This is a genomic window from Streptosporangium sp. NPDC000239, from assembly GCF_040300765.1.
GTDB lineage: Bacteria > Actinomycetota > Actinomycetes > Streptosporangiales > Streptosporangiaceae > Streptosporangium.
Window position 1 is genome coordinate 240732 of sequence record NZ_JBEPEI010000008.1, and the last position, 24895, is coordinate 265626.

Genomic DNA, 24895 nt, shown 5'->3' on the forward strand with positions numbered 1-24895 from the left:
GGTCGGCCGGGCGCGGGCTCACCCGCCCGCGCCCGGGGGGCTACTTGTGCGTCAGGCTGGGCACGAACGGCAGCGCGGCGCGCCTGCCGCTCGTGGCGCCGTCCGGGGAGGGGGCGCCGTAGGTGACCTCGACGCCGCGCTGCCTGGCGGCCCGCACGATGCCCGGGACGGCGCGTTCGGCCAGCGCCGCGATGGTCATCGCCGGGTTGACCGTCAGCGCCCCCGGCACGGCCGAGCCGTCGGTGACGAAGATGCCCGGGTGCCCGCGCAGTTCGTGGCGGTCGTCGAGCGCCGAGGTGCTGGGGTCGTCGCCGATGCGGCAGGAGGCCAGCGGGTGCACGGTGTAGGCGCCGACCACGTCGTTGGTCCACGGCATCACCCTGGACAGCCCGTCGCGCTCCAGGATGTCGCGGACCTCGGCGTCGGCCAGTTCCCAGCCGCGCAGCGTGTTGGCGGTCGGGCGGTACTGGATGGGGCCGCGCCCGAGCATCTGCTGTGAGATCCGTACGGCGTTGCCCGTCGGCGGAGGCGGTCCGAAGACTCCCTCGTTGTCGTCCTCGCTCATCGTGAAGACGGTCAGCCACGACTGCCAGCGCCGTACGATCTCCTTCTTCTCCGCGCCGAACCAGGTCGGGCCGGTGGCGTCGGGCACCTGGGCGAGGATGGTGCCGAAGCCGGGCGGGAAGTAGAGCTGCTCCAGCGAGTAGCGGGAGTACTCGGGCAGCGTGCCGTCCAGGCGGTCCCAGCTCGCCACGCACGGCCCCTTGCCGATCTGGGAGGCCGCGTAGGCCGGGCCGTCTCCGCGGGACAGCCCGAGCAGGTCACGGACCCTGTCCTCGTTGAGGATCGCGGTGTTGAGCCGCTCGCCGTTGCCGGAGAAGTACCTGCCGACCGCGTACGGCATGGCCCCCAGGTCCGGCGCGGAGCGCTGCAGGATCACCGGGGTCGCCCCGGCGCCCGCGGCCAGGATCACGATCTTGGCGTCGATCGTCCCGCTCCCGGTGTGCACCCGGTAGTCCTCGTCGTCGACGATGTCGTAGTGCACCCGGTAGCCGCCGTCGTCGTTCCTGGTCAGGCGCTGCACCTCGTGCATGGGCCGTACCTGGGCGCCGTGCGCCACCGCGGCGGGCAGGTAGTTGAACAGCAGCGACCGTTTGGCGTCGAAGCGGCACCCGGCCATCATCCAGTTGCAGTTGGTGCACCTCTCGCCGTCGATGGCGACCGGCACCGGGTTGGCCGTGCGCCCCGCGTGCGCGCACGCCGCCGCGAACAGGCCGCCCGAGTAGGTGACCGCGTCCCAGTCCTGCCTGGTCACGGGCAGTGCCTCGGCCACCCGGTCGTACCAGGGCTCCAGGGTGTCGCGGGTGACGGCCTTGGGCCACATCCTGCGGCCGATGGCCCCCCTGCGGTCGAAGACGAAGCGGGGGGCGCGGGGCATGGCGGCGAAGTACACGACGCTGCCGCCGCCGACGCAGTTGCCGCCGAGCAGGCTCATGCCGTCGCCGACCACGAAGTCGAAGATCCGCGTGTAGCTCGACCCGAGTTTGAAGTCGTGGTCGAAGTCCTCGCCCTGCAGCCAGGGACCGCGTTCGAGCACCACGACCCGCGCGCCGCCCGCCGCGAGGTGGTAGGCCGTGATCGCGCCGCCGAAGCCGCTGCCGACCACGAGGACGTCCGTCGTCTCGGTCACGGTCATGCGGGGCTCCCCGTTGAGGTCGTCGCCGGGTGGAGGCGGGCCAGTTCGCGGCCGTAGGAGTAGACGGGGAAGCGCCACAGGCCGTCCTCCTGCGGCCCGGAGAAGCCCATCGCCGTCAGCCCCGGGTGACCGGCGGCCAGGGCGTCGAGGGTGTGCATGTGGGCCGCGGTGTCGAAGGCCATGTTGCTGAACAGCGCGACGCTGACCCACACCTCCCGCTCCGGGTGACCGGGGGAGGTCAGTATCCCGACCAGGGCGGTCCGATGCGGGAACGGCAGGGCCACGAACGGCGGCAGCGCCGCGGTCAGGTCGATCCCGTTCTGGTCCGCGTAGGCCCGCGCGTGCTCGTTGAGCAGCCGGGCGAGGTCACCGAGCGCGGGCGCCAGCCCGGCCGCGGGGGTTTCGAGCAGTTCGACGGCGCCCGCGGCGACCGCGCCCCCGCCCGCCGCCGCCCCCGCGACCGCCTCGTCGCCGGGTGAGCGCTTCTCACCGGGGACGATCGTGTCCGCGAAGGCCTCCAGCGTCATGGTCCTGGCCTGTTCTTCGTCTGGGATACCCGGTTGCACCGGCGTTTCCTCCTGTCGGCGAGGGGGTGCGGCGTGGGGGCCGGAAGCCGGCGCGTCGGCCGAACCCTCGTTTCACGGACCGGCCCGGCAGCGGGCGCGGGACGTCGAGGCCCTGGCCCGGCACGGCGGGATCTGCGACCAATTGGAACTCACATATCGAATTCAGTTCCGGTCTGATCCATCGTCCGAGCGGCACCCCGTCCGACGCATCTTCTGAATTGCCGTCCTGTCAAGCCTCATTCTTCAGGGTTTTCTGTGGCGCACTAACACCCAATTAACGCCGCTCACAACCTAGAGTAGCAGCTCAGACACGGTGAGCACGCTTCACTAGCACAGTTGACAGCAGTCAGATGTTGATTTAGAAATATTGATGCCGATCTTTTTTATTAGTCGTTCGACTGGCACATACAAGCCCCGGAAGGGGCGAATGAATATGGGAGTCGAACTCTCCGAGACGACCAGCCGACTACAGGCCGACCTTTCCCGTCATTCATATTGATGAATATTCAACACACGGAGAGGAATGATGGAGGAAGTTCTTGAGAAAGCTGTGAGACGAGTTATCGAGACCATGCGTGAGCATCTCGGCGACGAGCTCACCATCGATGACATGGCCCGCACCGCCATGTTCAGCAAATTTCACTTCTCCCGGGTCTTCAGACAGGTAACCGGTATCTCACCTGGGCGTTTCCTGTCGGCGTTGCGGCTGCAGGAGGCCAAACGGCTGCTCCTGTCGACCTCGCTGAGCGTCGCCGACATCAGCATCCAGGTCGGCTACTCAAGCGTCGGCACCTTCAGTTCCCGTTTCAAGAGCTGCGTCGGTCTCGCGCCGACCACCTACCGGCAGCACGGCGGTTTCGCCCCGCTGATCCTCACCAGCGGCAGGAACGACGGTGAGGAGACCCGGCTGACGACCGTCCAGGGCAAGATCTGGGCTCCGACCACGGGTCAGTGCGGCCTCATCTTCGTCGGGCTTTTCCCCACCTGCATCCCACAGGGGCCGCCGGTCCGCTGCACGGTGCTGCGCAGGCCCGGCCCCTACGTGCTTGAGAGGGTGCCCCAGGGCACCTGGCATCTGCTGGCCCACTCCGTCGCCCCGGGAAATGAGAAGATCATCAGCAGTCTGGGCAGGGACCCGTCACTCTACGTCGGGAGCTACGGACCGATCACGGTGCGGCGCGACGTCGTGGTCAAGCCCGCCGACGTACAGCTGCGGCCGATGGGAACCCTCGACCCCCCGGTGCTGCTCGCCCTGCTCGACGTGCGCCTGGTGGCGCTCAACTCGGTGGCGAGCTGACCTCCCGCGCCCATCGGAAACGGCCGCAGCCATGAAGGCCTGCGGCCGTCGCCGTCCCGTCCCGGAACCTCCCGCCCCGAAAACCCCCTCACCCGGCCGGGCGCACCGTCATCGGGAGCCCTCCGCGCATCCTGAGCGAGAGCATGGGCTCGGCGACCACCCGGTGGCCGGGAACCCCGGTCAGGCGCAGCTCCCTGGCGACCATCGCGACCACGAAGACCGCCTCCATCATGCCCAGGCTGTTGCCGACGCAGAAGCGGGGACCGGCGCCGAAGGGAATGTAGGCGTACCTCGGCCGGGAGGCGGCTCCCTCGGGGGCGAACCGTTCCGGGTCGAAGCGCTCAGGGTCCCTCCAGAACCCCGGATGCCGGTGCAGCGTGTAGGGGCAGATCAGCACGTCCGCCCCGGCCGGCACGTGGTAGGCGCCGACCAGGTCGTCCCGCTGCGCGCTGCGCGTCAGGATCCACACCGGCGGGTAGAGCCGCATGGCCTCCTCGACCACCATCGTGGTGTACCTCAGCCGGTGCAGGTCCTCGTAGCCGGGCAGCCGGTCACCGAGCACCTCGACCGCCTCGGCGTGCAGCCCGTCCCACACCCCGGGGTTGCGGTCCACCAGGTGGAAGGTCCACCCCAGGGTGCTGGCCGTCGTCTCGTGCCCGGCGAGCATCAGGGTGATCAGCTCGTCCCTCATCCGCCTGCCGCCGACCCGGGGATCGGTCTCCTGCCCAGTCGAGACGATCAGCCGGGACAGCACGTCGTCCCCCTCGGCCGCGCCGCGCGCCGAACGTTCGGCCACCAGGCGGTCGACGACCCGCTGCAACTGCTCACGGGCCCGGCGGAAGCGCAGCTGCCTGGGCAGCGGAAGCCATGTCGGCACCGCGCCGAGCGTGACCATCTCGAACATCGCCTGGTCCTGCACGGCCTCGAAGGAGTGCGCGACCGAGCCGAAGGCGCCCAGGTCGGCGTCCAGCAGGGTACGGCCGAGCACCCCGAGCGTCAGGGCGGTCACCTCCCCCAGCACGTCGACCGGCTCGCCCTCCCGGTGCGCCCGCAGCCTGCCGACCAGTCCCGCCGCCTCCTCCGCGACGGCACCCGCCTGCTGGGCGATCCGCCGGTGCTGGAAGGCGGGCTGGATCATCCTGCGCTGTTTGCGCCACAGCTCGCCCTCGCTGGTCAGCAGCCCGTCCCCGAGGGCACGGCGCGCCTGGACCAGTCCGATCCCCTTGTGGTAGCCGGCGCTGTTGTCGGCCAGCACGTGCTTGGCGTGGTCGGGGTGGTTGAAGAAGTAGAGCGTCTTCGGCCCGAGGGAGATCCGGACCGCGTCGCCGTACCGCTCGGCGGCCGACGTCATCAGCGAGAGCCGGTCACGGGCCAGTTTCAGGAACAGGCCCATCGCGGCTCTGCGCGGCGGTCCGGGCGGTCTCAGCCGGCCGGGCGCCGGGGACGACGCCCCGCCGCCCGGCACGGCCGCGGCGCCTCCTCCGGTGGGGTTCAAGCTGTCACCTCGCTTCGATCTGGGATGATCCGGCGGAACCTGCCGTGGAAGAACAGCAGGCCGTCCCGGTCGTCCTGCTGTTCCATGGAGAGCACCCGCCCGACGAAGATCGAGTGGTCGCCTCCGTCGTAGGCGCGCCACAGCTCGCACTCGAAGCGCGCGAGTGTGCCCGCGAGCAGCGGGGCGCCGGTGAGCGGCCCGGGAAGCCAGTCGACGGTGTCGAACTGGGCGGCTCCCAGGGGCCGCCACCGGTTGGAGAAGTGCCTGGCCAGGGGCTCCTGGCCGGCGGCCAGGACGGAGACCCCGAAGGTCCCCTCCGCGGCGAGGCAGCCGTGCATGATCGCGCCGCGGTCGACGCAGACCAGCACGAGCGGCGGGTCGAGCGAGACCGAGGTGAAGGAGTTGGCCGTCATGGCGTGCGGACCGCCGCCGCCGACGGTCACCACGGTGACGCCGGTGGCGAACATCCCGAACGCCCTGCGCATCGCCTTGGGGTCCGCCACGGCGCTCGTCCCGGTTTCCGGCTCCGGTCCGGCGGAACCCGTCTCGTGGGACGGCTCAGGATTGACGCTCATACTGATCTCCCCGGTTGGCCGTTCCTAGGACAGGTATGGTTCGAGCGCGCGGGTCAGCGGCTCGGGGACCCTGGCCGGGACGGTCCGGCTGTTCGGGCCGCGCATGCACGCGACCCGCTGCCTGCCCCTGGCGACCAGCGTCTCCCCGCATGGGGCCTCTCCCGGGTCGAGCCGGACGTAGTCGAAGCCGAACTCGATCTGGGTCTGGGCGAGGTCCACCAGGCGCATCCTGATGGACAGCTCGTCGAAGGCCGTGATCTCGGCGAAGAACTCGCAGTCCACCCGCAGCGTGAACAGCTTCAGGTCCTCCTGCAGCTCGCCGAGCACGCCGGGGGCGTGGAGCTTGAGGAACATCTCCCGGCAGCGCCCCTGCCAGCGCAGGTAGTTGACGTAGTAGACGTTGCCGACGAGGTTGGTCTCCTCGAAGCCGACCGTGTGCAGATACTCGAAGTAGTTGCCCATCACCGCCGCCCCTCGGTGAGGATCGCGAAGACCACCGGCTCCACGGCGTCCCGCAGCGTCGTCACCAGTGTCGCGACCCGCAGGCCGCCGGAGGCGAGGACCGTCCACGCGTCCCGCCGCTCCGAGGTCCAGGTGAGCGGCGCCCCAGGGGGCAGGCCCGCCTTGCGCAGGCACTCGGCGGCGGCCCACACGCGTGTCGCCGCGGCGTCCAGGCTGCCGCCCAGCTCCATCGCGACCAGCTCGGCGAGCCCGAAGTGCGGGCCGAGCAGTCCCCGCCAGTCCTCGACCGTCCGTTCCCGCACGGTCTCGACGTCGCAGCCGGTCGTGCCGACGGCCACGACGCACAGGGTCAGCCCGGCGCCGTGGGAGGCCGAGACCGTCCTGCCGCCGTCCACCTCGGGCCGCCCGTCGGGGCGGTGGCGGACCTCGACGGGACGCCCGAGGGCGCGCCCGGCCGCCACGGTGGTCATGGCCCTGCGCTCCGCCGTGCTCCCGGTCCGTTCCGGCAGGTGGGGCAGGTCGGGCAGGCTCCGCAGGTCGGGGCCGGGCCCAGGGTCAGGCTCGGCGGGGCCGGGTTCGACGACGACGGCGACGGCGGCCCCGGTCAGGTCCTCGACCGTACGCTCCAGGTAGGGGCCGAGCAGCGGCGCGACCCACGGCCCCCGCCCGTCCCCCTTACGTACGGCCCGCAGCCGCAGCCCGTCCCAGCGCTCGACGACCCGGCCCGCGCCGTCCCGCACGGCGATGTCGTAGACGTAGGTGTCGCCGTCGCGCAGCCGTTCGGTCGCGCAGTAGCGCAGCCCGTCCGCCTCGGTCAGCGCGGCGCCGCCCGGCTGGAGGCGTTCGATCCCCGAGGGCAGCAGCGTCGCGTCCGGCACGCAGACCTGGTTGCCGTGCATCAGCGCGTCGCGTACGCCGGGGTCGCCGAGCAGCAGCTCACCGGAGAGGAACCCGGCGAACCAGCCGGTGTCCCCGTCCGCCGCCACGTCGGCGTCGACGTGCCTGGCCGCGGCCCTGTGGTAGCGGCGCAGCCGCTGGAAACGCCCGCCCTGGAACAGGATCTCGCCGTACAGGTCGGCCGCCGGGTCGAGCGGTACCGGGGGCAGCCCCTCGGCGACCTGCTCCGGCGGCCCGTCCTGGGCCGCCTCCCCGTCGAAGCGCAGCCGCGCCCTGAAGTGGTCGGCGTCGAAGCCGGTCTCCGCGCTGCGCACGGCGACCTCGACGGTCTCGTCCCCGGTGACGGCGGCGGCGATCCTGATCGTCGTCGTGCCGTCCGGCGGCACCACGATGGGCCGCAGGAACTCGGCCTGCTCGATCGTCGGCGGCCTCTCCCGGGCCGTGCCGAGGGTCGCCACGGCCACCTGGGTCATCGCCTCCATGCCGAAGACCGCGGGGAAGAGCAGGTTGCCGTCGAGGTGGTGGTCGGCGAGGTAGAGGTCGGTGCCCGCGTTCAGCTCGGTCTCGACGACCAGTTCGACGCCGTGGTAGCGGACCAGCGGCCTGCCGACGAAGCGCAGCAGCGGCAGCGGGGGCAGGTCGTGGCGGACGGTGCCGACGCCCTCGGTGCGCCCGCTGACCACCACGACGGTGGGCGTCTCGGGGTCGGCCAGCAGCCTGCGCATGATCCTTACCCCCTGGTCGGGGGTGATCGGGGTGACGCCGTCCCGGGACAGCGTCTCGACGACGTCGAGCCGCTCCCCCATGCCGACACCCGACCAGACCGACCACTCGACGCACAGGGCACGGCAGCCGGGGTGGTCGCGGGCGACCTCCTCGGTGAGGCAGGCCAGCCACTCGTTCGCGGTGGCGTAGTGCCCCTCCCCGCGCAGTCCCGCCCGGCCGATGATGCTGCCGAACGTCACCAGCAGGCGCAGCGAGCCGGGATCGACCGCGTCGAGCACCGCCCGCAGCCCGTCGACCTTGGGGGCGAGGGTGCGGTGGAAGGCCGCCATGTCCAGGCCGGTGATCGCGCCCGGCTCGTTGCGTCCCGCGCCGTGCAGCACCGCGGTGACCGGCCCGGTCTCCGCCGTCGCCTCCGCCACGGCCGCGCGCAGCCCGTCCGCGTCGGTGACGTCGGCCCTGGCGTACCTGACGGTCACCCCGGTGTCGGACATCCGCCGCAGGTTGGCCGCGAGCTCCTCGTCCTGCTCCGGGTCTGAGCGTCCGACGACGACGAGGGCGGCGCCGCTGTCGGAGGCCAGGGCGAGCGCGCACTCGGCGGTGATGCCCTTGCCTCCTCCGGTCACCAGCAGCACGTCCGTGCCGTCCAGCGACTGGACGACCCGGGTGGGCCGTACGGGCATGGCGCGCAGGGTCGGCACCCGGCGTGTGCCCTCCTCGTCGTAGTGGGCCTCCGCGTAACGTGTGGTCGCCGCGACCTCGCCGACGACCCAGCCGACGGCCTGTCCGGTCACCGGCACGTGCGCGACGGTCGTGCGCAGGTGGGGCGCCTCAAGGAAGAGCGTCCTGGCCAGTCCGGCGGCGCCTCTGCCGTGCTGTACCAGGACGAACCGGGTCCCCGGCTCGGCCGCCAGGGCCGCCTGGGCACCGAGCAGGGCCTGCTCCAGGTCCTGCCGCGCGCACTCGGGCGGCAGGCAGACCAGGACTCCCCGGCCGACGCCCGCCCCTTCGAGCTCCCGGCGCAGCGTCTCGGCGAAGGGGTGCTCCCCCGCCGTGTACAGCGTCCAGCGGCCGTTGTCCTCCCGTACGCGTGCGGCGGGCGGCGGCACCTCGTCGAGGTCCACGGCGAACGGCCTGGCCCAGGCGGCGGCGCCGGCGACCGTCGCCGCCGTCTCCTGGCCCTGTCCTGTCTCGGCGAGCGTGCCCAGGGCGTCGGCCAGCTCCATCACGGTCGCCGTGGCGAAGTTGGTCGGCGCCTGCGCCGAGGACAGGCCCATCCGCCGGGCCGCCTGGTTGACGATCTGCCCGACCGTGATGGAGCTCAGGTGCAGGTCGTCGAGCAGGTGGCTGTCGGCACGCACCATGTCCATGGGCAGCTCGGCGCGCTCCGCGGCCAGCCTCCGCAGCATGTCCAGGGCGCTCTCCTCCTCGCCGCCCTCCTGCGGCGGCAGCGGGGCCCGCGGGGTCTCCCGCCGCTCCGCGGGCCGTACGGCGGGGCTCAGCCGTACCTCGGGGGCCCGCTCGCAGGGGCTCTCGAAGAACGACAGCGGCTCGCCGAGCCGCAGCGGCCTGACCAGCCTGCCGTGGAAGAGCGCCTCGTGCGCGACCGGGGCTCCGGCGACGTAGGCGGCGGCGACCACCCGCAGCAGCCCGGCCGACGACTCCTCGTCGGTGTCCAGCGCGACCGCGGGCACGTCGGTCACCGCGGCGGCCAGCCCGCTGAGCACCCGTCCGGGGCCGACCTCGACGAACAGGTCGATGTCCTTGGCCGCCAGTTCCACCGCCTGGGCGAACAGCACGGGGTCGGTGACCTGCCTGCGCAGCAGCGCCGGGATGTCGGTCTCCGGCGTCAGCGCCTCCCCGGTGACCGTGGAGACGACGCGCGCCCCGACCCGGTCGAACTCCTCTCCGGCCAGCCGTTCGCCCAGTTCCCGCGCGGCGGGCGCGACGAGCGGCGAGTGGAAGGCGTGCGACACCCGCAGAGGGGTCCACTGCAGCCCCTCCGCGAGGGCCCTGCGCCCGGCCTCCCGTACGGCGTCGGCCGGCCCGGCCACGACGGTCTGCCGGGGGCCGTTGTATCCGGCGATCACGACGGGCAGGTCCCCGGTCAGGGCGGTGACCGCGTCCGGGGAGGCGGCGATGCCCGCCATGGTCCCCGAGGCGGCGTGCTCGGACATGGCCCTGCCCCTGGCCGCGGCGACCCGCAGCAGGGTCTCCTCGTCCATCGCCCCCGCCCAGTGCAGCGCGGACAGCTCGCCCAGGCTGTGGCCGACGGCGACGTCCGCCTCGACGCCGAGGACGGCCAGGGCGCGCAGGCCCGCGACGGAGCCGGTGACGATGCGCGGCTGGGCCACCTCGGTCGCGACCATGTCGCCGCCCGAGGGCAGGTCCGCCCTGAGGTAGACCTCCTCGACCTCGGCGAAGCGCCTGCGCAGGGCACCGCCGCTGGTGCCCCTGCCCGAACCCTGCCCGGGGAAGAGGTAGCCGATCCTGCCCGGCCCGCTCACGTGGCCGAGGAAGCCCCTGCCGTCGGCGGAGAACAGCGGGATCTCCCCCGCGTCGAGGGCCGCGAGCACCCGGCGCAGCCCGCGTTCGGCGTCCTCGGGCGAGGAGACGACGACGGCCGCCCGGTACGGCAGGCCGCGCAGCTCACGCTGGAGCGTGGCGGCCAGGTCGCCCAGCTCCGCGTACGACAGGGCGGGCACGAAGTCCGCCAGCTCGGCCAGGCGTTCGCGCAACTCTGGCGGTGAGGCGCCGTCGAGCATCAGCAGTTCGGCGTCCTGGGCCGAGGAGGCGAGCGCCCTGGTCCTGCCGTCGAACCTGGCCTGCCTGCGCGGGCCGGGCTTCTCAAGGACCACGTGGGTGTTGATGCCGCCGAAGCCCATGGCGGTCACGCCCGCGCGCACCGGCGTCCCGCCGGGCCACGGCTCCGCCTTGCGCAGCACCCGCAGCCGCGCCGTCTCCTGCGTCAGCACCGGGTGCGGGTCGACGCAGCCCGTGGTCGGCGGCAGCACCTGGTGGTGCACCGCCAGGGTGGCCTTGATGAGCCCGGCGACCCCGGCCGCGGCCTTGGTGTGCCCGATCATCCCCTTGATCGAGCTGATCGCCGCACGCGGGCCGCCGGCGTGGGAGAGGGCCTGGGTCAGGGCCGTGAGCTCGGTCCTGTCGCCGACCTCGGTGCCGGTGCCGTGCCCCTCGAACATGGCGACGGTCTCGATGCCGAAGCCCGCCCGTTCGTAGGCGCGGCGCAGCGCCAGCCGGTACCCGCTGACCTCGGGCCTGGTGATGCCGCCCCTTCCGTCCGAGGAGACGCCCCACCCGGCGACGGTCGCGTAGATCCGTCTTCCGGCCTCGACGGCGTCCCGCTCGCGCATCAGCACGACCATCCCGCAGCCCTCGCCGGGCCAGAAGCCGTTCGACCCGCGGTCGTAGAGCCGCATCTCCCCCCTGGCCAGGGCGCCGGTCTTGGCGAAGCCCACGATCTCGAACGGGTCGATGGACAGGTCGACCCCGCCCGCGACGGCCACGTCGAGGTCGCCGTCGGCCAGGGCCCTGGCCGCGGTGACCACCGACAGCAGTGAGGAGGAGCAGGCGCCGTCCACGGTGTAGCCGCCGCCCTTGAGGTCGAAGTGGTTGCAGATGCGCCCGGCGATCGTGTTGGAGAGCCCGCCCGCCAGGGTGTCCTCGTCGGGGACGGGGAAGGGGCTCTTGTAGGCGGCCTCCAGGTCGTCGAGGAAACCGGCGAGCCGTTCGTCGTCCCAGTCCCGCTCCTTGAGCGCCGCCGCGACGGTGCGCCGCACGTACGGCCAGCGCAGCCGCATCAGGTTGGCCCTGGCGAACTCCCCGGTGAGGGTGTTGCCGACGATGACGCCGGTGCGTTCCCTGGCCAGTCCCTCCGCGCCGGGGAAGCCCGCGTCGGCCAGGGCGAGCGCGGCCGTGTCGAGCGCCAGCCAGTGGGTGAGGTCGGTCGAGCGGTAGGTGCTTCCGGCGATCTTGTAACCGATCCGGTCGAAGGCGTAGCCCTCGATGACGGCCGCGTTGCGCGCGTAGAAGCGGTCGGGGGCGGCCGGGTCGGCGTCCCAGTAGTCCTCAAGCCGCATGCGCGTGTCGGGCAGCCTGCGGAACGCCCGCCGTCCGGCCAGGACGTTCTCCCACAGTTCCCTCGGCGAGGCGGCGTCGGGATAGCGGCACGCCATGCCGACGATCGCGATCCTGCTCATACCGAGGCGACCTCCTTGCCGGTGCTCGCCAGGCCGTCCTGGGCGCGCGCGGTCAGGCGCGCCAGGGTCTCGCGCTGCTCGCGGCCCTTGTCCACGAAGTGGAGCGACCACAGGAAGACCCCGCGGACGAGGCAGACGGCCGCGGTGGCGAAGAAGATGCCGTAGGGGATGTGCACGGCCGTGAGGAGGCCGTACGTCAGGGCGACGCCGCCGCCGAAGAGCATCTGCGCCGCGGGTCTCGACGGGCTCGTCCCCGGGTCGGTGACCATGTAGTTGGTGAAGAGGATGAAGGCGACGCCGGTCATCATGCCCAGCGCCCCGGAGATCGAGGTGCCGAAGAACAGGCCGCGCAGGACCGCCTGCACGGCGAAGCCGCCGACCCAGGCGGCGATCAGCCACATCCGCCCGGTGAGCTTGCCGTTGATCATGCTGCCGCCGAGGATGATGATCGCGGGAATGAGCCAGTCGATCCAGGTGTCGACGTTCTCCGTGAAGTGGTACGGCGGCGCGATGCTGGCCCAGGGCAGGATCAGCAGGATGACGGCGATGCCGAAGTTCGACGGGTTCATGAAGTGCCGCATCTTCCCGCGGACCGGTGCCCGCAGCACCCACTTGGCGCCGACCGCGACGACCACCCCGAAGATCATCACCAGGATCTGGTCGTTGACGTAGATGAGCATGTTCATGGCCAGGCTGGTGATGTGCGCCGGGTAGAGGAACTCCACCAGGCCGCGCGGGCCGTTGCCCGTGTAGCGCGGCGCCCGTCCCTCGGCCCTGGCCGAGACGAACTCAAGCGCGATCTCCACCACGTAGCCGGTCGCCACGGCGACGAAGGGCCACAGCCACGGCTGCTCGAACCCGAGGAGGATGTAGCCGACGGTGTTGAAGACCGTGATGGATATCGCGAAGTTGCGCAGTGCGATGGTGACCTTGGGGTCGTGGCGCGGGGGGTTGTGCGTCCTGTCAGACATCTCGGTCATCTCTCCTTGGCCTGGCCGCCGAGTTCGAGGCGGTGCCTGCCCGGCGTCAGCTGAAGATCCTGGTCGTGTACCTGTCCGGCCCGGTCGCGCCAGCGCAGGTTGACCCGCACGGGACCGGTGACGTTCCTGCCGAGCCCGATGTGCACCTCGCTGCTGCGCTTGCCCGAGTGCCCGCTGCCGCCGTCCACCCTGCCGAGGAGCCTGCGCCCGTCCGGCGTCGTCACCGTGACCTGCGCGCCGGTCACCGGCGAGCCGGGGGCGGGCAGCGCGCCGGGAACCGGGGTGGCCTCGCGGGTCAGCCGCAGTTCGAGGAAGGCCCCGGGTGAGGGGCTCTGGTTGCGGTAGAAGACGGGCTCGCCCCACTGCCTGGCGACCGCGAAGTCGAGCCTGCCGTCGCCGTCGGCGTCACCGGTCGCGACCCCCCGCGTCGGCACCGGTACGGCCAGCCCGAGTTCCCTGGCCACGTCGACGTAGGTGCCGTCGGGACACCTGACGAAGAAGTGCAGCGTCTGGGTTCCCGCGACGTCGTCGCCCGCGCGCACGTTCGGCCACCAGTAGGGGTTCTGCAGCAGCTGGTCGTTGGCCGTGGCCAGTTCCTGCAGCTGCGGCCAGCGGTCGACCTCGCCCTTCACGAACCCGGTGGCCTGGACGATGCTGAGGTCCCCGCCGTTGTCGAAGTCGTCGATCTTGACGTCCCAGCCCCAGCCCGACCAGGCGGTGCGCGCCTGGGCGCTGCGGTCGGTCCACGGCGCCTCGCCCCGGCTGAGCCTCTCGCGCAGGGCGGCCTTGTCGCCGGAGGCGGACATGAACTGGAAGTTGCTCTCCTCGATGCCGAAGGAGGTGGTGATGTTGCTGACGAACATGTCGTAGACGCCGTCACCGTTGAGGTCGCCGAAGTCGAGGCCCATGCCCTTGAAGGAGTCGTGGCCGATCGTCTTGGACTTGGGGATCAGCGGCGAGCGCACCCCCTCGACGAGCGAGAGCCTGATGTGGCCGGGCGTCGAGCGGTTGTAGAACATCCGGTCGGGGCCGAAGTCGTTGGCGAGGTACAGCTCGGGCAGCTGGTCGCCGTCGAGGTCGGTGGCGGCGGCGGCGAGCTCCCACCCCTTGGAGGCCGTCTCGGGCAGGACGTCGTCGAGCCGCTGGTAGGTGACCGAGGGGTCGGCTCCGGTGACCGAGCCGGTCCAGCGGAAGAAGAAGTCGTCCCCGCCGTTGTGCGCGTCGGACATGGAGTGGTTCATGCGCACCAGGCCGGTGCCGCGGGAGTCGAGCACCGCGCTCTGCGGGAAGTAGTTGCCGATGAAGACGTCGTCGTGTCCGTCGCCGTCGAAGTCCGCCACGGTCGCGGCGTTGGTGTTCCACTGCGGGCCGCTGTAGAGGCCACCGGTGGCGTTGGGGCCGGGCACCAGCTCGACCGGCCGGTAGGCGCCGGGGCCGAGCCTGGTGGCACCCGGCCTGGCGAGGTAGAGGATCGGCGTACGGCCCCACATGTAGACGAGCAGGTCGAGGCGGCCGTCCTCGTTGAAGTCGCCGGGGACGCACCCCATGGGGGCGATGTGGTCGTTCATGGGCAGCGCGCCGGGGTCGAGCGCGAAGGGCGCGTACCTGTCGGTCTTCCCGCCGGGGACGGGGGTGACCACGGTCTGGTCGATGCGCGGGTCGACCAGGCACAGGTCGTTGGACAGGCCGTCACCGTCGAGGTCGTTCATCGCGATCGCCGCCCCGACCGAGGAGATCCACGCGTCGATGTGCGTGTAGTCGGGGTGCACCCCGCGGATCTCCTGCTGCCGGAAGCCTCCGGGCAGGGCGATGGACATCGGGGCGAAGGAGTACCTGCTCGCCATGCGGGCCGTGTCCGCGGCCGAGGGCGTGGGAATGCGGGCCACCACGAACGCGCTCACGATCAGCACGAGCGCGAGGACTCCGGGGAGCTGCCTGCGCAGCCAGCCCGCTGTCGCTGTCACGTCCTAACACCTCCCAAGGGATGCGAACTCGTCGGCGATGCGCCGCCGCCACACCTCGTAGGCGGGCACCTCGCCCTGGACGGGCCCGTCGGGACGGGCCTTCTCACTGATCCGCGCCGCCTGTTCCGGGGTCATGTCGCAGAAGACCCGGGTGGCCAGGAGCGTGTGCGGCACCACGAGGCCGGCCCGTTGCCTGGCCTCGGCCGCGAACGCGCAGCCCTGGGCGATCTGCGGGCGGTATCGGCCCGCGCGCTCCCAGAAGGCCAGCAGTTCCCCCTCCTCCGCGCCGCCCGCGTAGCTGGCGGCCAGCCCGGCGCCCGCGTACAGGTCGGCCCTGCGTTCCTCGGGGAATCCGTCGATCATCGTGGCGACGAGTTCCACGTCCGTCCCGCCGACGAACCACATGGCCCGTCCCACGCCCTGGTCGATGGCGTGCCCGGCGTACCAGCGGAAGCGGTCGGCCGTCCAGGGGAAGTCGGGATCGCGGAAACGGGCGTGGACGTAGCGGCCGGTGTGGAAGTAGGCCTGGTGGAAGCCGTACCCGTCGAGGACGAGCCAGCGCAGCAGCGGATCGTAGGCCGAGACGTCGGGCCACAGGAAACGCGGCAGTCTGGCCATCGCCCAGCCGACCCCGACGTAGACCATGTAGAGGTGGTCGTCACCGCGCCCGGCGAGGAGGTCTCCCGTTCTGCGGCCCCCGGTGAACGGCAGGGCGTCCAGTACGGCGGAGCCCATGCCCGCGCCCTCGTAGGCGAAGCCGCGGAAACGGGTGGGAATCGTCTCAAGCCGCTGTTCCGCCTCACGGGCCGAGCGTGAACCGGCCACGTGCGCGTAACCGGCCAGAAACGATTCACCAATCGTTTCCAGCAATTCCCTCGCCTGTGGGCTTTTCTCATTGAAACCGCGCGTCCCGAGTTTCGTGGCCGAGACGCCCGGGGTCAGAATTCGGCGCCTCAGCGCCCTCAACGCATTGGCCACTTGCCGCCTCACGCCCCTTATTCCGGATAGATTCGTCTCCTCGCCCATCTGACGACAAATCTACACAGGCACCTTGACCGACTGTCTACTTCAAACGTGCTCACGGAAAGACAAAGGAAGCCTTCCTGCAATCGGGCGCATGATTAACGGCGACGACAGCGGATGGTCCCGCGCCATCAATTCACAAAAAGGCCGCAACAATTACGCGGAAATGCGGCGTCCGCCGTCAGCCCGTCCGCAGGGACAGGTGGGCGCGCACCTTCCCGCGCCACAGCTCGTAGGCGGGCAGCCCGCCGGAGCCCCGCTCGACGGCCGAGTCGTCCGCGAGCGCGACCGCGGCCTCCGCGGTCAGGTCCGCCAGGGCCCGGACCGCCGTCTCGGTGTGCGGCGGCACGAACCCCGCGTAGTGGCGGGCCTTGGCCGCGAAGACCGCGCCCTGGGCCAGCTCCGCCCCGTGCCCGGCGGCCTCCTCGCGCAGCGCGGCCAGATCCTCCGCCTCCGCCCCGCCCGCGAACGCCGCCGCCAGCCCGACGCCGCTCCACAGGTCGGCCCTCCGGTGTTCCGCGAAGCGCCCGACCGTGGCCGCGACGTCGCCGGGACGGCCTCCGTGGACGAACCACAGCGCCCGGCCGACCCCCTGGTCCGCCGCCCTCGGGAAGTAGTCCGGCATGCCCTCCCACGGGTAGGGCGCGGCCACGCGCTGCCGGCCGACCCAGCGCGCGGTGTCGAAGTAGGCGCGGTCGAAGCCGTACCCGTCGACGGCCAGCCAGCTCATCGTCGGGTGGTACGGCAGGCCCGTCAGGTCGGGAACCGCCCTGCTCCACAGCACCCTCGGCAGCCGGGCGAGCGCGAACCCGATGCCGATGTAGGTCAGGAAGAGGTGCGGCCTGCCGGGGCCGAGCAGGAGGTCGCGGGTGCGGGTGCCACGGCCGCCGCCCATCGCGTCGAGGACGGCGCAGGCCATCGTCGCGCCCTCGTAGGCGAAGCCGCGCAGTTCCCGGTCGACCATCGCGAGCCTGCGCTCGACCTCCCACTGGTCCCGCGCGTTGACGCCCCACTCGAACCCGCACACCACCGCCTGGGGGATCGCCTCCAGGCGCCGGGTCGCCTCGGAGGGGACGACCTGGAAGCCGCGCCCCGCGAAGGTCACCTCGGCCAGGGAGGGCGCGAGCAGCAGGCTGCGCAGCGATCCGAAGACGGTGGGCATGGGACCTCCCTGCTCGGGTGACCCTTTCATGCTCCCTTCCCGCGGGTCGTGACGCATCTCTTGGATTGCGCCACCCCGGCGGACGGATCACGTCATCCGCCTCACGCGTGCGCGGCCCGGGGCGCGCCCGTCGTGGGCGCGCCCCGGGCCGCGCGGGGTCGTCGTGGAGGTCGTCGCGGGTTTTCCGTCAGCGGGTGGCGAACTGTCCCGGGGTACGGCCCTGGCCTGCGGGCCCCCGGTAGGCCTGGGCGATGTCCAGCCACCGGTCGGCCTCCGCCCCCGAGGCGGTGAGCGCGAGGTCGGCACGGTGCCTGCGCCTGACCACGAGCAGGCAGAAGTCGTGGGCCGGGCCGACGACCCGCTGCCCGGCGTCCTGGGGCCCGAAGGCCCACGACTCGCCGGAGGGCGCGGTCAGCTCGAAGCGGAACTCCTCACCCGGCGGCGTCAGGCCCCGCGCCTGGTAGCCGAAGTCCCTGGTCAGGGTGGCGAACCAGACCAGGTGCCTGATCCGGTCCGTCGGCTCCCGCCGTACCCCGAGCGCGTCGGCGATGTCCTGGCCGTGCCCGAAGAGTTCCATGTATCCGGCGCAGCCGAGCACGGCGGGCGGAAGCGGCCTGACCAGCCACGGCACGACCTGGTTCTCCGGCACCGCGGCGAGCGCCGCGAGCGAGGCCGCGCGTCCCGCCCGCCAGCGGGCCAGCAGTTTCTCCGGCGGGTCGTCCAGATAGTCCGCGAGGGCGGCGTTCACCGCCCCGTCGAAGTCCTTGCCCGCCCGCGCGGCCAGCGCCCCGAACGTCTCGGGGTCGGAGGCCGCCAGTTCGGCCAGGCGGAAGATGAAGGTGAGGTGCGCGATCTGGTGTCTGATCGTCCATCCGGGCGCGGGGGTGGGAAGCGCCCACCCGTCGGCGTCGAGGCCTTCGACCATGCGGTCGACTTCCTCGCCCTCCGCGGCCAGGTCGGAGATCACGTCCTGCAACTGGGTCACGAGCCTGTCCTCTCGCAGGGAAACTCGCAGGGAACCTCCAGGGAAGGAGGTCTGCCGAACACCTCACCGCGGCGGCGCGTTCTGCCCCAGCATGCATCGGTGCGAACCGGCTGTCTTCTCCCTGTGTGCTGTCCGTGGTCACCGGGTGGTCACCGGCAGGGTGGCTCGTACGGCATGTCGGGGAAGTGGTGGCCCCACTCGGCGCGGGTGATCCTGGGGTGCGCGACGGCGCACACCAGGGCGGCGGCACGCTCGGAGTCGATCTCCCACAGCCGCACCGTGCGGTCCCGGCCCGCGGTGGCCAGGGTGTGCCCGTCCGGGCTGAACGCCAGCGCGTGGATCCCCTCGGTGTGGCCGCCGAGGGTGGCCAGTTCCACGGGCAGGCGCGGGTCGGTCGTGTCCCACAACCGCACCGTGCGGTCGGCTCCGGCCGTGGCCAGGATGTGGCCCCGGGGGGCGAACGCCACGGCGTAGACGGTGTCGGTGTGCGGGGTCAGCGTGGACAGGGGCCGCGCGCTCCCCGGGCGGGAGACGTCCCACAGCCTGGCGGTGCGGTCGAAGCCGGAGCCGGCCAGCACCTTCCCGTCCGGGGAGAACGCCACCGCGCTCACCCCGTCGGTGTGACCCGTCAGCGTCGCCACCGGCTCCGGCCGGACCGGACGGGAGACGTCCCACAACCGCACCGTACGGTCCCAGCCGCCGGCGGCCAGCACCTTCCCGTCCGGGGAGAAGACCACCGCGCTCACCCCGTCGGTGTGACCCGTCAGCGTCGCCACCGGCTCCGGCCGGACCGGACGGGAGACGTCCCACAACCGCACCTCGCGGTCGGGTCCCGCCGTGGCCAGGAGACGGCCGTCGGGCGAGAAGGCCACCGCGTTGACGTCGCCGGCGAAGTCCGTGAGCGTCGCCAGGGCCTTCGGACGGAGCAGGTCGGTGACCTCCCACAGGCGCACCGTGCGGTCGCGGCCCGCCGTGGCCAGGACACGGCCACCGGGGGCGAAGGCGAGCCCGCACACCGGGCCGCGGTGCGCGGTCAGCTCGCTCAGCGCCCTGGGCCTGAAGGGGTCGGCGACGTCCCACAGCCACGCCGTACGATCCGATCCCCCGCTGGCCAGGGCGCGCCGGTCGGGGCTGAAGGCGACGGAGCAGACCGTGTCGCGGTGCGCGGCGAGTACGGGACCCGGCAGGTCCCACACCCAGACGGTGTGGTCGTCGCTGGCACTGGCCAGGCTCCTGCCGCCGGGGGCGAAGGCCACCGAGACGACCGCCCCGGCCTGGCCCGACAGCACGGCGGGCTCCTCGGCGCCGGAGTCGGACACGTCCCACATCCGCACCGTGCGGTCCGTGCTCGCACCGGCCAGGTCGCGTCCTCCCGGGCTGAAGGCCACCGAGCGCACGCCGTCGGTGTGGCCGCGCAGGACACGCCTCTCCCGGACCTTCCCGGGGTCGCCGGTGTCCCACAGCCGGACGGTGCGGTCCTGGCTCGCGCTGGCCAGCGAGCGGCCGTCCGGGCTGAACGCCACCGCGTTCACGGTGCCGGTGTGCCCGGTCAGGACCGCCGTCCGGGCAGGGGCCCGCGGCCGGGTGAGATCCCACAGCCGCACCGTACGGTCCTGCCCGGCGCTGGCGAGGGTACGGCCTCGCGGGTCGAAGGCGACCGAGACGACGGCGTCGTCGTGCCCGGTCACGCGGGCCAGCGGTCTGGGGCGTGCGGGGTCGGCGACGTCCCACAGGCGCACCGTGCGGTCGGTTCCCGCGCTGGCGAGCACCCGTCCGTCGGGGCTGAACGCCACCGCGTTCACATCGCCGGTGTGCCCGGTGAGGACGACCGGCGCCGCGGCGCGGCGAGGGCCGCCGAGGTCCCACAACCGCACCGTACGGTCCTGCCCGGCGCTGGCCAGCGTGCGCCCGTCCGGGCTGAAGGCGAGCGCGCCGACGCCGCCGGTGTGCCCCGTCAGGACCGCGAGCGCCGCCGGGCGGTGGGGGTCGGCCAGGTCCCACAACCGCACGGTGCGGTCGCGGCTCGCACTGGCCAGCGTGTGCCCGCCGGGGCTGAAGGCGACCGCGCCGACGTTGTCGGTGTGCCCGGTCAGGCGGGTGGCGTAGGGGGTGGCGAAGGCGCTCAGCAGGGTCCCCCTGGCCTGCTCCGTCGGCACCAGCCGGTAGGCGGCGAGCCCGATCTGGGCGGCCAGGGCGGGGTTGGTCGCGCGCAGCGCGGCGGCCTCGCCCGCGGCCTTCTGGGAGACGGCGATGTTGCGCTGGCGGGTGGCCGTGCCGTTGGCGTCGGCGGCGTAGACGACGGCGGTGACGGCCAGCAGGAGCAGCGCGGTGAGCGCGGCGACGAGCTGGCGCAGGCGGCGGGTGTGCCGCCTGCCCGCGTCGAGCTCGGCGGCCCGCGCGGCCAGGCTGGCGTCGAGGAAGGCGCGCTCCCTGCCGGTGAGCACGGCGTCTCCCGTCTCGGCCCAGCTCTGCGCCTGGGCGAGCCCGACCCCTCGGTAGAGGGCTCCCGGGTCGTGGCCGAGCGACTCCCAGGTGCCGGTCGCCTCGGTGAGCCTGCGGTGGACGCGCAGCCCCTCACGGTCCTCGGCCAGCCAGCCGCGCAGCCGGGGCCATGCGCCCAGCAGTGCCTCGTGGGAGATCTCCACGGTTTCGCGGTCGAGGGTGATGAGGCGCGCGGCCGCCAGGCGTTCCAGGACGACCGGGGTGTCGGGGTCGTCCTGGTCGAGCTCACGGCGGAAGACGGGCCGCTTGGTGTCCTCGGTGCCCTCGCCGAGGGCGGTCAGCCGCAGGAACAGGCTCTTGACCAGCCGCTGCCTCCGGGGGCCGAAGGCGGCGTAGAGCGACTCGGCCGTCTGCGCGAGCGCGCCGTGCAGGCCGCCCGCCGCCTGGAAGCCCGCCAGGGTCAGCGTGTTCCCCCTGCGTCTGCGCCAGGTCTCCAGCAGGGCGTGCGAGAGCGAGGGCAGCGTTCCCGCCTGCCCGTTCGCCTGGGCCACGACGGCGGTCAGCAGCGCGGTCTCGACCGTGCAGCCCGCGCGGACCGCGGGCTGCACGACGGCGCGGCGCAACTCGTCGGTGGTCATGGGTCCAACGGCGAGCTGCGCGTCGGCGAAGGCCTCGACCAGGTCCGGGTGGCGGGTGCAGTGGGCGTAGAAGTCGGCGCGCACCCCGAGCACGACCCGGCAGCGGCTGTCGCCCGCGCCGGCCGCGGTGACCAGCGCCGCGAGGAAACGGCCGCGCTCCGTCTCGTCGTCGCAGAGGGTGAAGACCTCCTCGAACTGGTCGACGACCAGCAGCAGCTCGGCCTGTTCCGGCCGGCCGGCCAGGGCCCGGCGGACGATCCGGTGCAGGCCGCGCGGGCCGGCCGCCAGTTCTTCGCACAGCCCGCCCGGGGTGTCCCCGGTGAGCCGGGCGAGCTGGAGCGCGCACTCCTCCAGGGGGCGCGGACCCGGGGTGAACAGCACCACAGGGCCCTGTCCGCCCTCGGCCCTCCTGCGCGGCACCAGCCCGGCCCGCAGCAGCGAGGACTTCCCCGCGCCCGAGGTGCCGAAGAGCGCGACCAGTCTCCGCCGCGCCAGACGGGTCCGTAACTCCTCGACGAGCCGCTCGCGGCCGAAGAACCGGTCGGCGTCCTCACTGCGGAAGGCCGCCAGGCCGACGTACGGCGGTTCCTGCCCGGCCGCCCGTTCCCCTGTCCCCCGCGGGCCGCTCCCCGAGAGTTCCGCGGCCACCTCGTGCCAGCGCCGCTCCCACTCGGTGCCGTCGCCCCCGCAGGCGCCGACGTAGGCCAGGGTCACCGCCAGGCTCGGCAGTCTCCTGCCCGCCGCCGCGCCGGACAGCGTCGCCACCGAGTAGTGCGCCCTGCGTGCCAGCAGCCGGTACGGCGGGCCACCCGCCTTCTCCCTCAGCTCGCGCAGTTCGGCCGCGAACCGCAGCAGCGCGCTGTCTCCCTCGTCCAGTGGTCGCTCGCCACGCGGCAGCGCCCCCACCTCCTCGGTCCGGTCCCCCGGTGCCCGCGCGAGGTGACGCCGGGAGACAGCCGGAGGCGGCCGTCCGAGCCTCCGGCGGGCCCTTCGGCACCGGGAACTCGCCCGGCGATTGTTGCACACGCCCCAACAGGCCGGAAGCCGGTTCTCCTCGCGTCTCCGGCGAGATCATCATCCATCACGACAAGCGCTTTCACGGCATGGCGGCCCGCCGTACCCCTCGTTGCGGGTCATCTTCCGGTCGCCGGCGGAGAACGTTGACGACCTGGACCCGCCGCGCCGCGTCGCGGGTGTTTCCGGGTCGTTCCCCACCGCGTTCCAGGAACGCCGACGAGGAAAGGAGCGAAAATCACGCGTCCGATGAGGGATCTCCTGTCCCGAGGGGCCGGAACCGTCACAGTGACCACCGTTGTGCCCGCCGCCGTGTCCTTCCCGGTGGCGTGCGGCCGCCGTACCGCGCGCCCCACCGGCCCCGGATGTCCCGCGCCACGCCGCCCCTGAGTGGCCGCAGCACACCCGTGCAGGACGTACGTTGAAATGCACAGGTGTTTGCCCTGCCGGCTCCATGAAGGATGTGATCGCCGTGACGGCCTCCGCTGAGGAAAACGTGCTGATCTTGGCCGACGACGATGACGAGACGCCCGACGCCCTGGTGACGGTCGCGGGTGCGAGTGTGGACCCGGTCAAGGACTACCTCCGGCAGATCGGCAAGGTTCCCCTGCTCAACGCCGAGCAGGAGGTCGAGCTGGCCAAGCGCATCGAGGCCGGCCTGTTCGCCGAGGAGCAGCTGGAGGTCGAGGGCGACCGGCTGCCGGTCGACGTGCGCGCCGAGCTGGAGTGGATCGCCGAGGACGGCCGTCACGCCAAGGACCACCTTCTTGAGGCCAACCTGCGTCTGGTGGTCTCGCTGGCCAAGCGCTACACCGGCCGGGGCATGCTCTTCCTGGACCTGATCCAGGAGGGCAACCTGGGCCTGATCCGCGCGGTGGAGAAGTTCGACTACACCAAGGGGTTCAAGTTCTCCACCTACGCCACGTGGTGGATCAAGCAGGCGATCACCCGGGCGATGGCCGACCAGGCGCGGACGATCCGCATCCCGGTCCACATGGTCGAGGTGATCAACAAGCTGGCCCGGGTGCACCGGCAGATGATGTCCGACCTGGGCCGTGAGCCGACCTCGGAGGAGCTGGCCCGCGAGCTGGAGATGACCCCGGAGAAGGTCGTCGAGGTCCAGCGGTACGGGCGTGAGCCGATCTCCCTGCACAGCCCGCTCGGCACGGAGGGCGACAGCGAGTTCGGCGACCTCATCGAGGACTCCGAGGCGATCACCCCCGACGAGGCGGTGGCGTTCGGGCTGCTGCAGGAGCAGCTGCACGCCGTCCTCGACACCCTGTCCGAGCGTGAGGCCGGGGTGATGGCCCTGCGGTTCGGGCTGACCGACGGCCAGCCGAAGACGCTGGACGAGATCGGCAAGGTCTACGGGGTCACCCGGGAGCGCATCCGCCAGATCGAGTCCAAGACCATGTCCAAGCTGCGTCACCCGTCCAGGTCCCAGGCGCTGCGCGACTACCTGAGCTGACGGCCGTCCGGCCTACCCCGTCAGGCCGTCGAAGGCGACCCTGAGGTGGCGGGGGCCGCGCAGGACCGGATTCCGCCGGTAGGGCGGCGGGTCTTCGGCGAGCCCGGGGTCGCTGAGCCTGCGGGCCAGCTGGGTCAGCGCGATCTGCGCCTCAAGGCGGGCCAGCGGCGCGCCGAAGCAGTAGTGGACTCCACTGCCGAAGCCGAAGTGCTGGTTGTCCGCCCGTTCCGGGTCGAACCTGTCGGGCTCGTCGAAACGCCTGGGGTCGCGGCTTCCCGAGGCCAGTACGAGCCAGATCGGCGCCCCCTTCGGGATGACGGTCCCGGCGACCTCGATGTCGGCCAGGGCGGTGCGCTGCGGCAGGAACTGCACCGGCGGCTCGAAGCGCAGCAGCTCCTCGACCAGCGGTACGGCCAGCTCCGGCTCCTTGCTGAGCCTGGCCAGGGCCTCGGGGTGACGCAGCAGGGTGAGCATCCCGTTGGTGATGAGGTTGACGGTGGTCTCGTGGCCCGCGATGAACAGCAGGACGGCCGTTGTGATCATCTCGATCGGTGTCAGGCGTCCCTGCGGGTCCTGCGCGGTGACCATGGCCGACAGCAGGTCGTCGCCGGGTGTACGGCGGTGCTCCTCGGCGAGCCCGGCGAGATAGCGGCCCAGCTCGGCCCGGGCCTGCTGGGCGGTGAGCTGCCGCTGCGCGGGGTCCTCGGACGAACTCGGGTCGATGCCCGCGACGATCCTCTCCGCCCAGACGTGGAAACGCGCCTCGTCCTCGTGGGGCACACCGAGGAGCCTGCAGATCACCATCACGGGGAAGGGGTAGGCGAAGTCGTCGACCAGGTCCGCCTCCCGCCTGTCCCCCAGGTCGTCGATCAGGCCGGTGACCATCCGGCTGAGATCCCCGCGCATGTCGTGGATGCGCCGGGGGGTGTGCGGAGGCCCGAACGGCCGCATCGCCAGCCGCCGCAGCCGGTCGTGCTCGGGCGGGTCGAGCCTGATGAAGCTGGGCGGCAGGCCCGTGTCCTCCTCGGCGTCGGGCGGCAGGCCGCCCGCCGCGCCCGGCAGCCGGTTACGGATGTCGGAGCTGATCCTCGGGTCGTGCAGCAGGCTGAGGATCTCCCAGTAGGTGCTGACCGCGTACACCCCGTCGTCCTGCCGTGAGACCGGTGTCCTGCGGAGTTCGGCGTACAGCGGGTAGGGGTCGGCGCGGTTGGCGTAGTCGGTGATCTGCCGCAGCAGGGTGCCCTGCGTCATGGCTGCTTCCTCACGGTCCTCACGGTCCTCACGGTCC

14 protein-coding genes and 1 pseudogene are annotated in these 24895 nt (G+C 72.4%); 2 read left to right on the forward strand and 13 right to left on the reverse strand.

Features of this window, described 5'->3' with window-relative positions; translation table 11 throughout:
• Window positions 1-40 precede the first annotated feature (40 nt).
• Together ABT340_RS21900 and ABT340_RS21905 are read right to left on the reverse strand one after the other, a co-directional pair.
• Window positions 41-1696: an FAD-dependent oxidoreductase gene (locus tag ABT340_RS21900; RefSeq protein ID WP_352012639.1), complete on the reverse strand. Its 1656-nt coding sequence runs from the start codon at window positions 1694-1696 to the stop codon at window positions 41-43.
• Window positions 1693-2262, reverse strand: a complete 570-nt coding sequence (locus ABT340_RS21905; RefSeq protein WP_352012640.1) for a DUF5987 family protein — start codon at window positions 2260-2262, stop codon at window positions 1693-1695. Before ABT340_RS21905 ends, ABT340_RS21900 begins: the two co-directional genes overlap by 4 nt.
• Window positions 2263-2812: 550 nt before the next feature.
• Here ABT340_RS21905 and ABT340_RS21910 point away from each other — a divergent pair.
• A complete protein-coding gene (locus ABT340_RS21910; protein ID WP_352012641.1) occupies window positions 2813-3559 on the forward strand; it encodes a helix-turn-helix domain-containing protein in 747 nt (248 codons plus the stop codon).
• Window positions 3560-3647: 88 nt separating this feature from the next.
• Here ABT340_RS21910 and ABT340_RS21915 read toward each other — a convergent pair whose 3' ends face one another.
• The 10 genes from ABT340_RS21915 to ABT340_RS21960 all read right to left on the reverse strand — a co-directional run bounded on the left by ABT340_RS21915 (window position 3648) and on the right by ABT340_RS21960 (window position 22031).
• A complete protein-coding gene (locus tag ABT340_RS21915) occupies window positions 3648-5054 on the reverse strand; it encodes a cytochrome P450 (protein ID WP_352012642.1) in 1407 nt (468 codons plus the stop codon).
• Window positions 5051-5629, reverse strand: coding sequence for a flavin reductase family protein (locus ABT340_RS21920; protein WP_352012643.1), 579 nt, complete (start codon window positions 5627-5629; stop codon window positions 5051-5053). The genes ABT340_RS21915 and ABT340_RS21920 overlap by 4 nt, the downstream gene beginning before the upstream one ends.
• A gap of 24 nt (window positions 5630-5653) precedes the next feature.
• Window positions 5654-6091, reverse strand: a complete 438-nt coding sequence (locus tag ABT340_RS21925; protein ID WP_352012644.1) for an acyl-CoA thioesterase — start codon at window positions 6089-6091, stop codon at window positions 5654-5656.
• The gene (locus ABT340_RS21930; RefSeq protein WP_352012645.1) at window positions 6091-11931 is read right to left on the reverse strand and encodes a type I polyketide synthase; all 5841 of its coding nucleotides are present in this window, start codon (window positions 11929-11931) and stop codon (window positions 6091-6093) included. The genes ABT340_RS21925 and ABT340_RS21930 overlap by 1 nt, the downstream gene beginning before the upstream one ends.
• A complete protein-coding gene (locus ABT340_RS21935; protein WP_352012646.1) occupies window positions 11928-12911 on the reverse strand; it encodes an enediyne biosynthesis protein in 984 nt (327 codons plus the stop codon). The genes ABT340_RS21930 and ABT340_RS21935 overlap by 4 nt, the downstream gene beginning before the upstream one ends.
• Window positions 12908-14875 (reverse strand): CRTAC1 family protein, encoded by a 1968-nt coding sequence (locus ABT340_RS21940; RefSeq protein WP_352012647.1) that lies wholly within the window; start codon window positions 14873-14875, stop codon window positions 12908-12910. Before ABT340_RS21940 ends, ABT340_RS21935 begins: the two co-directional genes overlap by 4 nt.
• Before the next feature lie 3 nt (window positions 14876-14878).
• A complete protein-coding gene (locus ABT340_RS21945) occupies window positions 14879-15901 on the reverse strand; it encodes a DUF1702 family protein (protein WP_352012648.1) in 1023 nt (340 codons plus the stop codon).
• A 178-nt stretch (window positions 15902-16079) separates the two neighbouring features.
• Window positions 16080-17060, reverse strand: coding sequence for a DUF1702 family protein (locus tag ABT340_RS21950; RefSeq protein WP_352012649.1), 981 nt, complete (start codon window positions 17058-17060; stop codon window positions 16080-16082).
• A gap of 187 nt (window positions 17061-17247) precedes the next feature.
• Window positions 17248-18045: a TIGR03084 family metal-binding protein gene (locus ABT340_RS21955; RefSeq protein WP_352012650.1), complete on the reverse strand. Its 798-nt coding sequence runs from the start codon at window positions 18043-18045 to the stop codon at window positions 17248-17250.
• 149 nt (window positions 18046-18194) lie between these two features.
• On the reverse strand, window positions 18195-22031 hold the full coding sequence (locus ABT340_RS21960) for an nSTAND1 domain-containing NTPase (protein ID WP_352012651.1): 3837 nt from the start codon (window positions 22029-22031) through the stop codon (window positions 18195-18197).
• A gap of 595 nt (window positions 22032-22626) precedes the next feature.
• Between ABT340_RS21960 and ABT340_RS21965 the strand changes: the two are divergent.
• Window positions 22627-23607, forward strand: a pseudogene (locus ABT340_RS21965) (RNA polymerase sigma factor); the annotation flags it as partial.
• A 12-nt stretch (window positions 23608-23619) separates the two neighbouring features.
• Here ABT340_RS21965 and ABT340_RS21970 read toward each other — a convergent pair.
• Window positions 23620-24858: a cytochrome P450 gene (locus ABT340_RS21970; protein ID WP_352012652.1), complete on the reverse strand. Its 1239-nt coding sequence runs from the start codon at window positions 24856-24858 to the stop codon at window positions 23620-23622.
• Window positions 24859-24895: the final 37 nt, after the last annotated feature.

Bases quoted from the DNA above. Each gene is read 5' to 3' on its own strand.
- ABT340_RS21900 (WP_352012639.1), bottom strand. From the start codon at position 1,696: ATGACCGTGACCGAGACGACGGACGTCCTCGTGGTCGGCAGCGGCTTC.
- ABT340_RS21920 (WP_352012643.1), bottom strand. From the start codon at position 5,629: ATGAGCGTCAATCCTGAGCCGTCCCACGAGACGGGTTCCGCCGGACCG.
- ABT340_RS21925 (WP_352012644.1), bottom strand. From the start codon at position 6,091: ATGGGCAACTACTTCGAGTATCTGCACACGGTCGGCTTCGAGGAGACC.
- ABT340_RS21930 (WP_352012645.1), bottom strand. From the start codon at position 11,931: ATGAGCAGGATCGCGATCGTCGGCATGGCGTGCCGCTATCCCGACGCC.
- ABT340_RS21935 (WP_352012646.1), bottom strand. From the start codon at position 12,911: ATGACCGAGATGTCTGACAGGACGCACAACCCCCCGCGCCACGACCCC.
- ABT340_RS21945 (WP_352012648.1), bottom strand. From the start codon at position 15,901: ATGGGCGAGGAGACGAATCTATCCGGAATAAGGGGCGTGAGGCGGCAA.
- ABT340_RS21950 (WP_352012649.1), bottom strand. From the start codon at position 17,060: ATGCCCACCGTCTTCGGATCGCTGCGCAGCCTGCTGCTCGCGCCCTCC.
- ABT340_RS21970 (WP_352012652.1), bottom strand. From the start codon at position 24,858: ATGACGCAGGGCACCCTGCTGCGGCAGATCACCGACTACGCCAACCGC.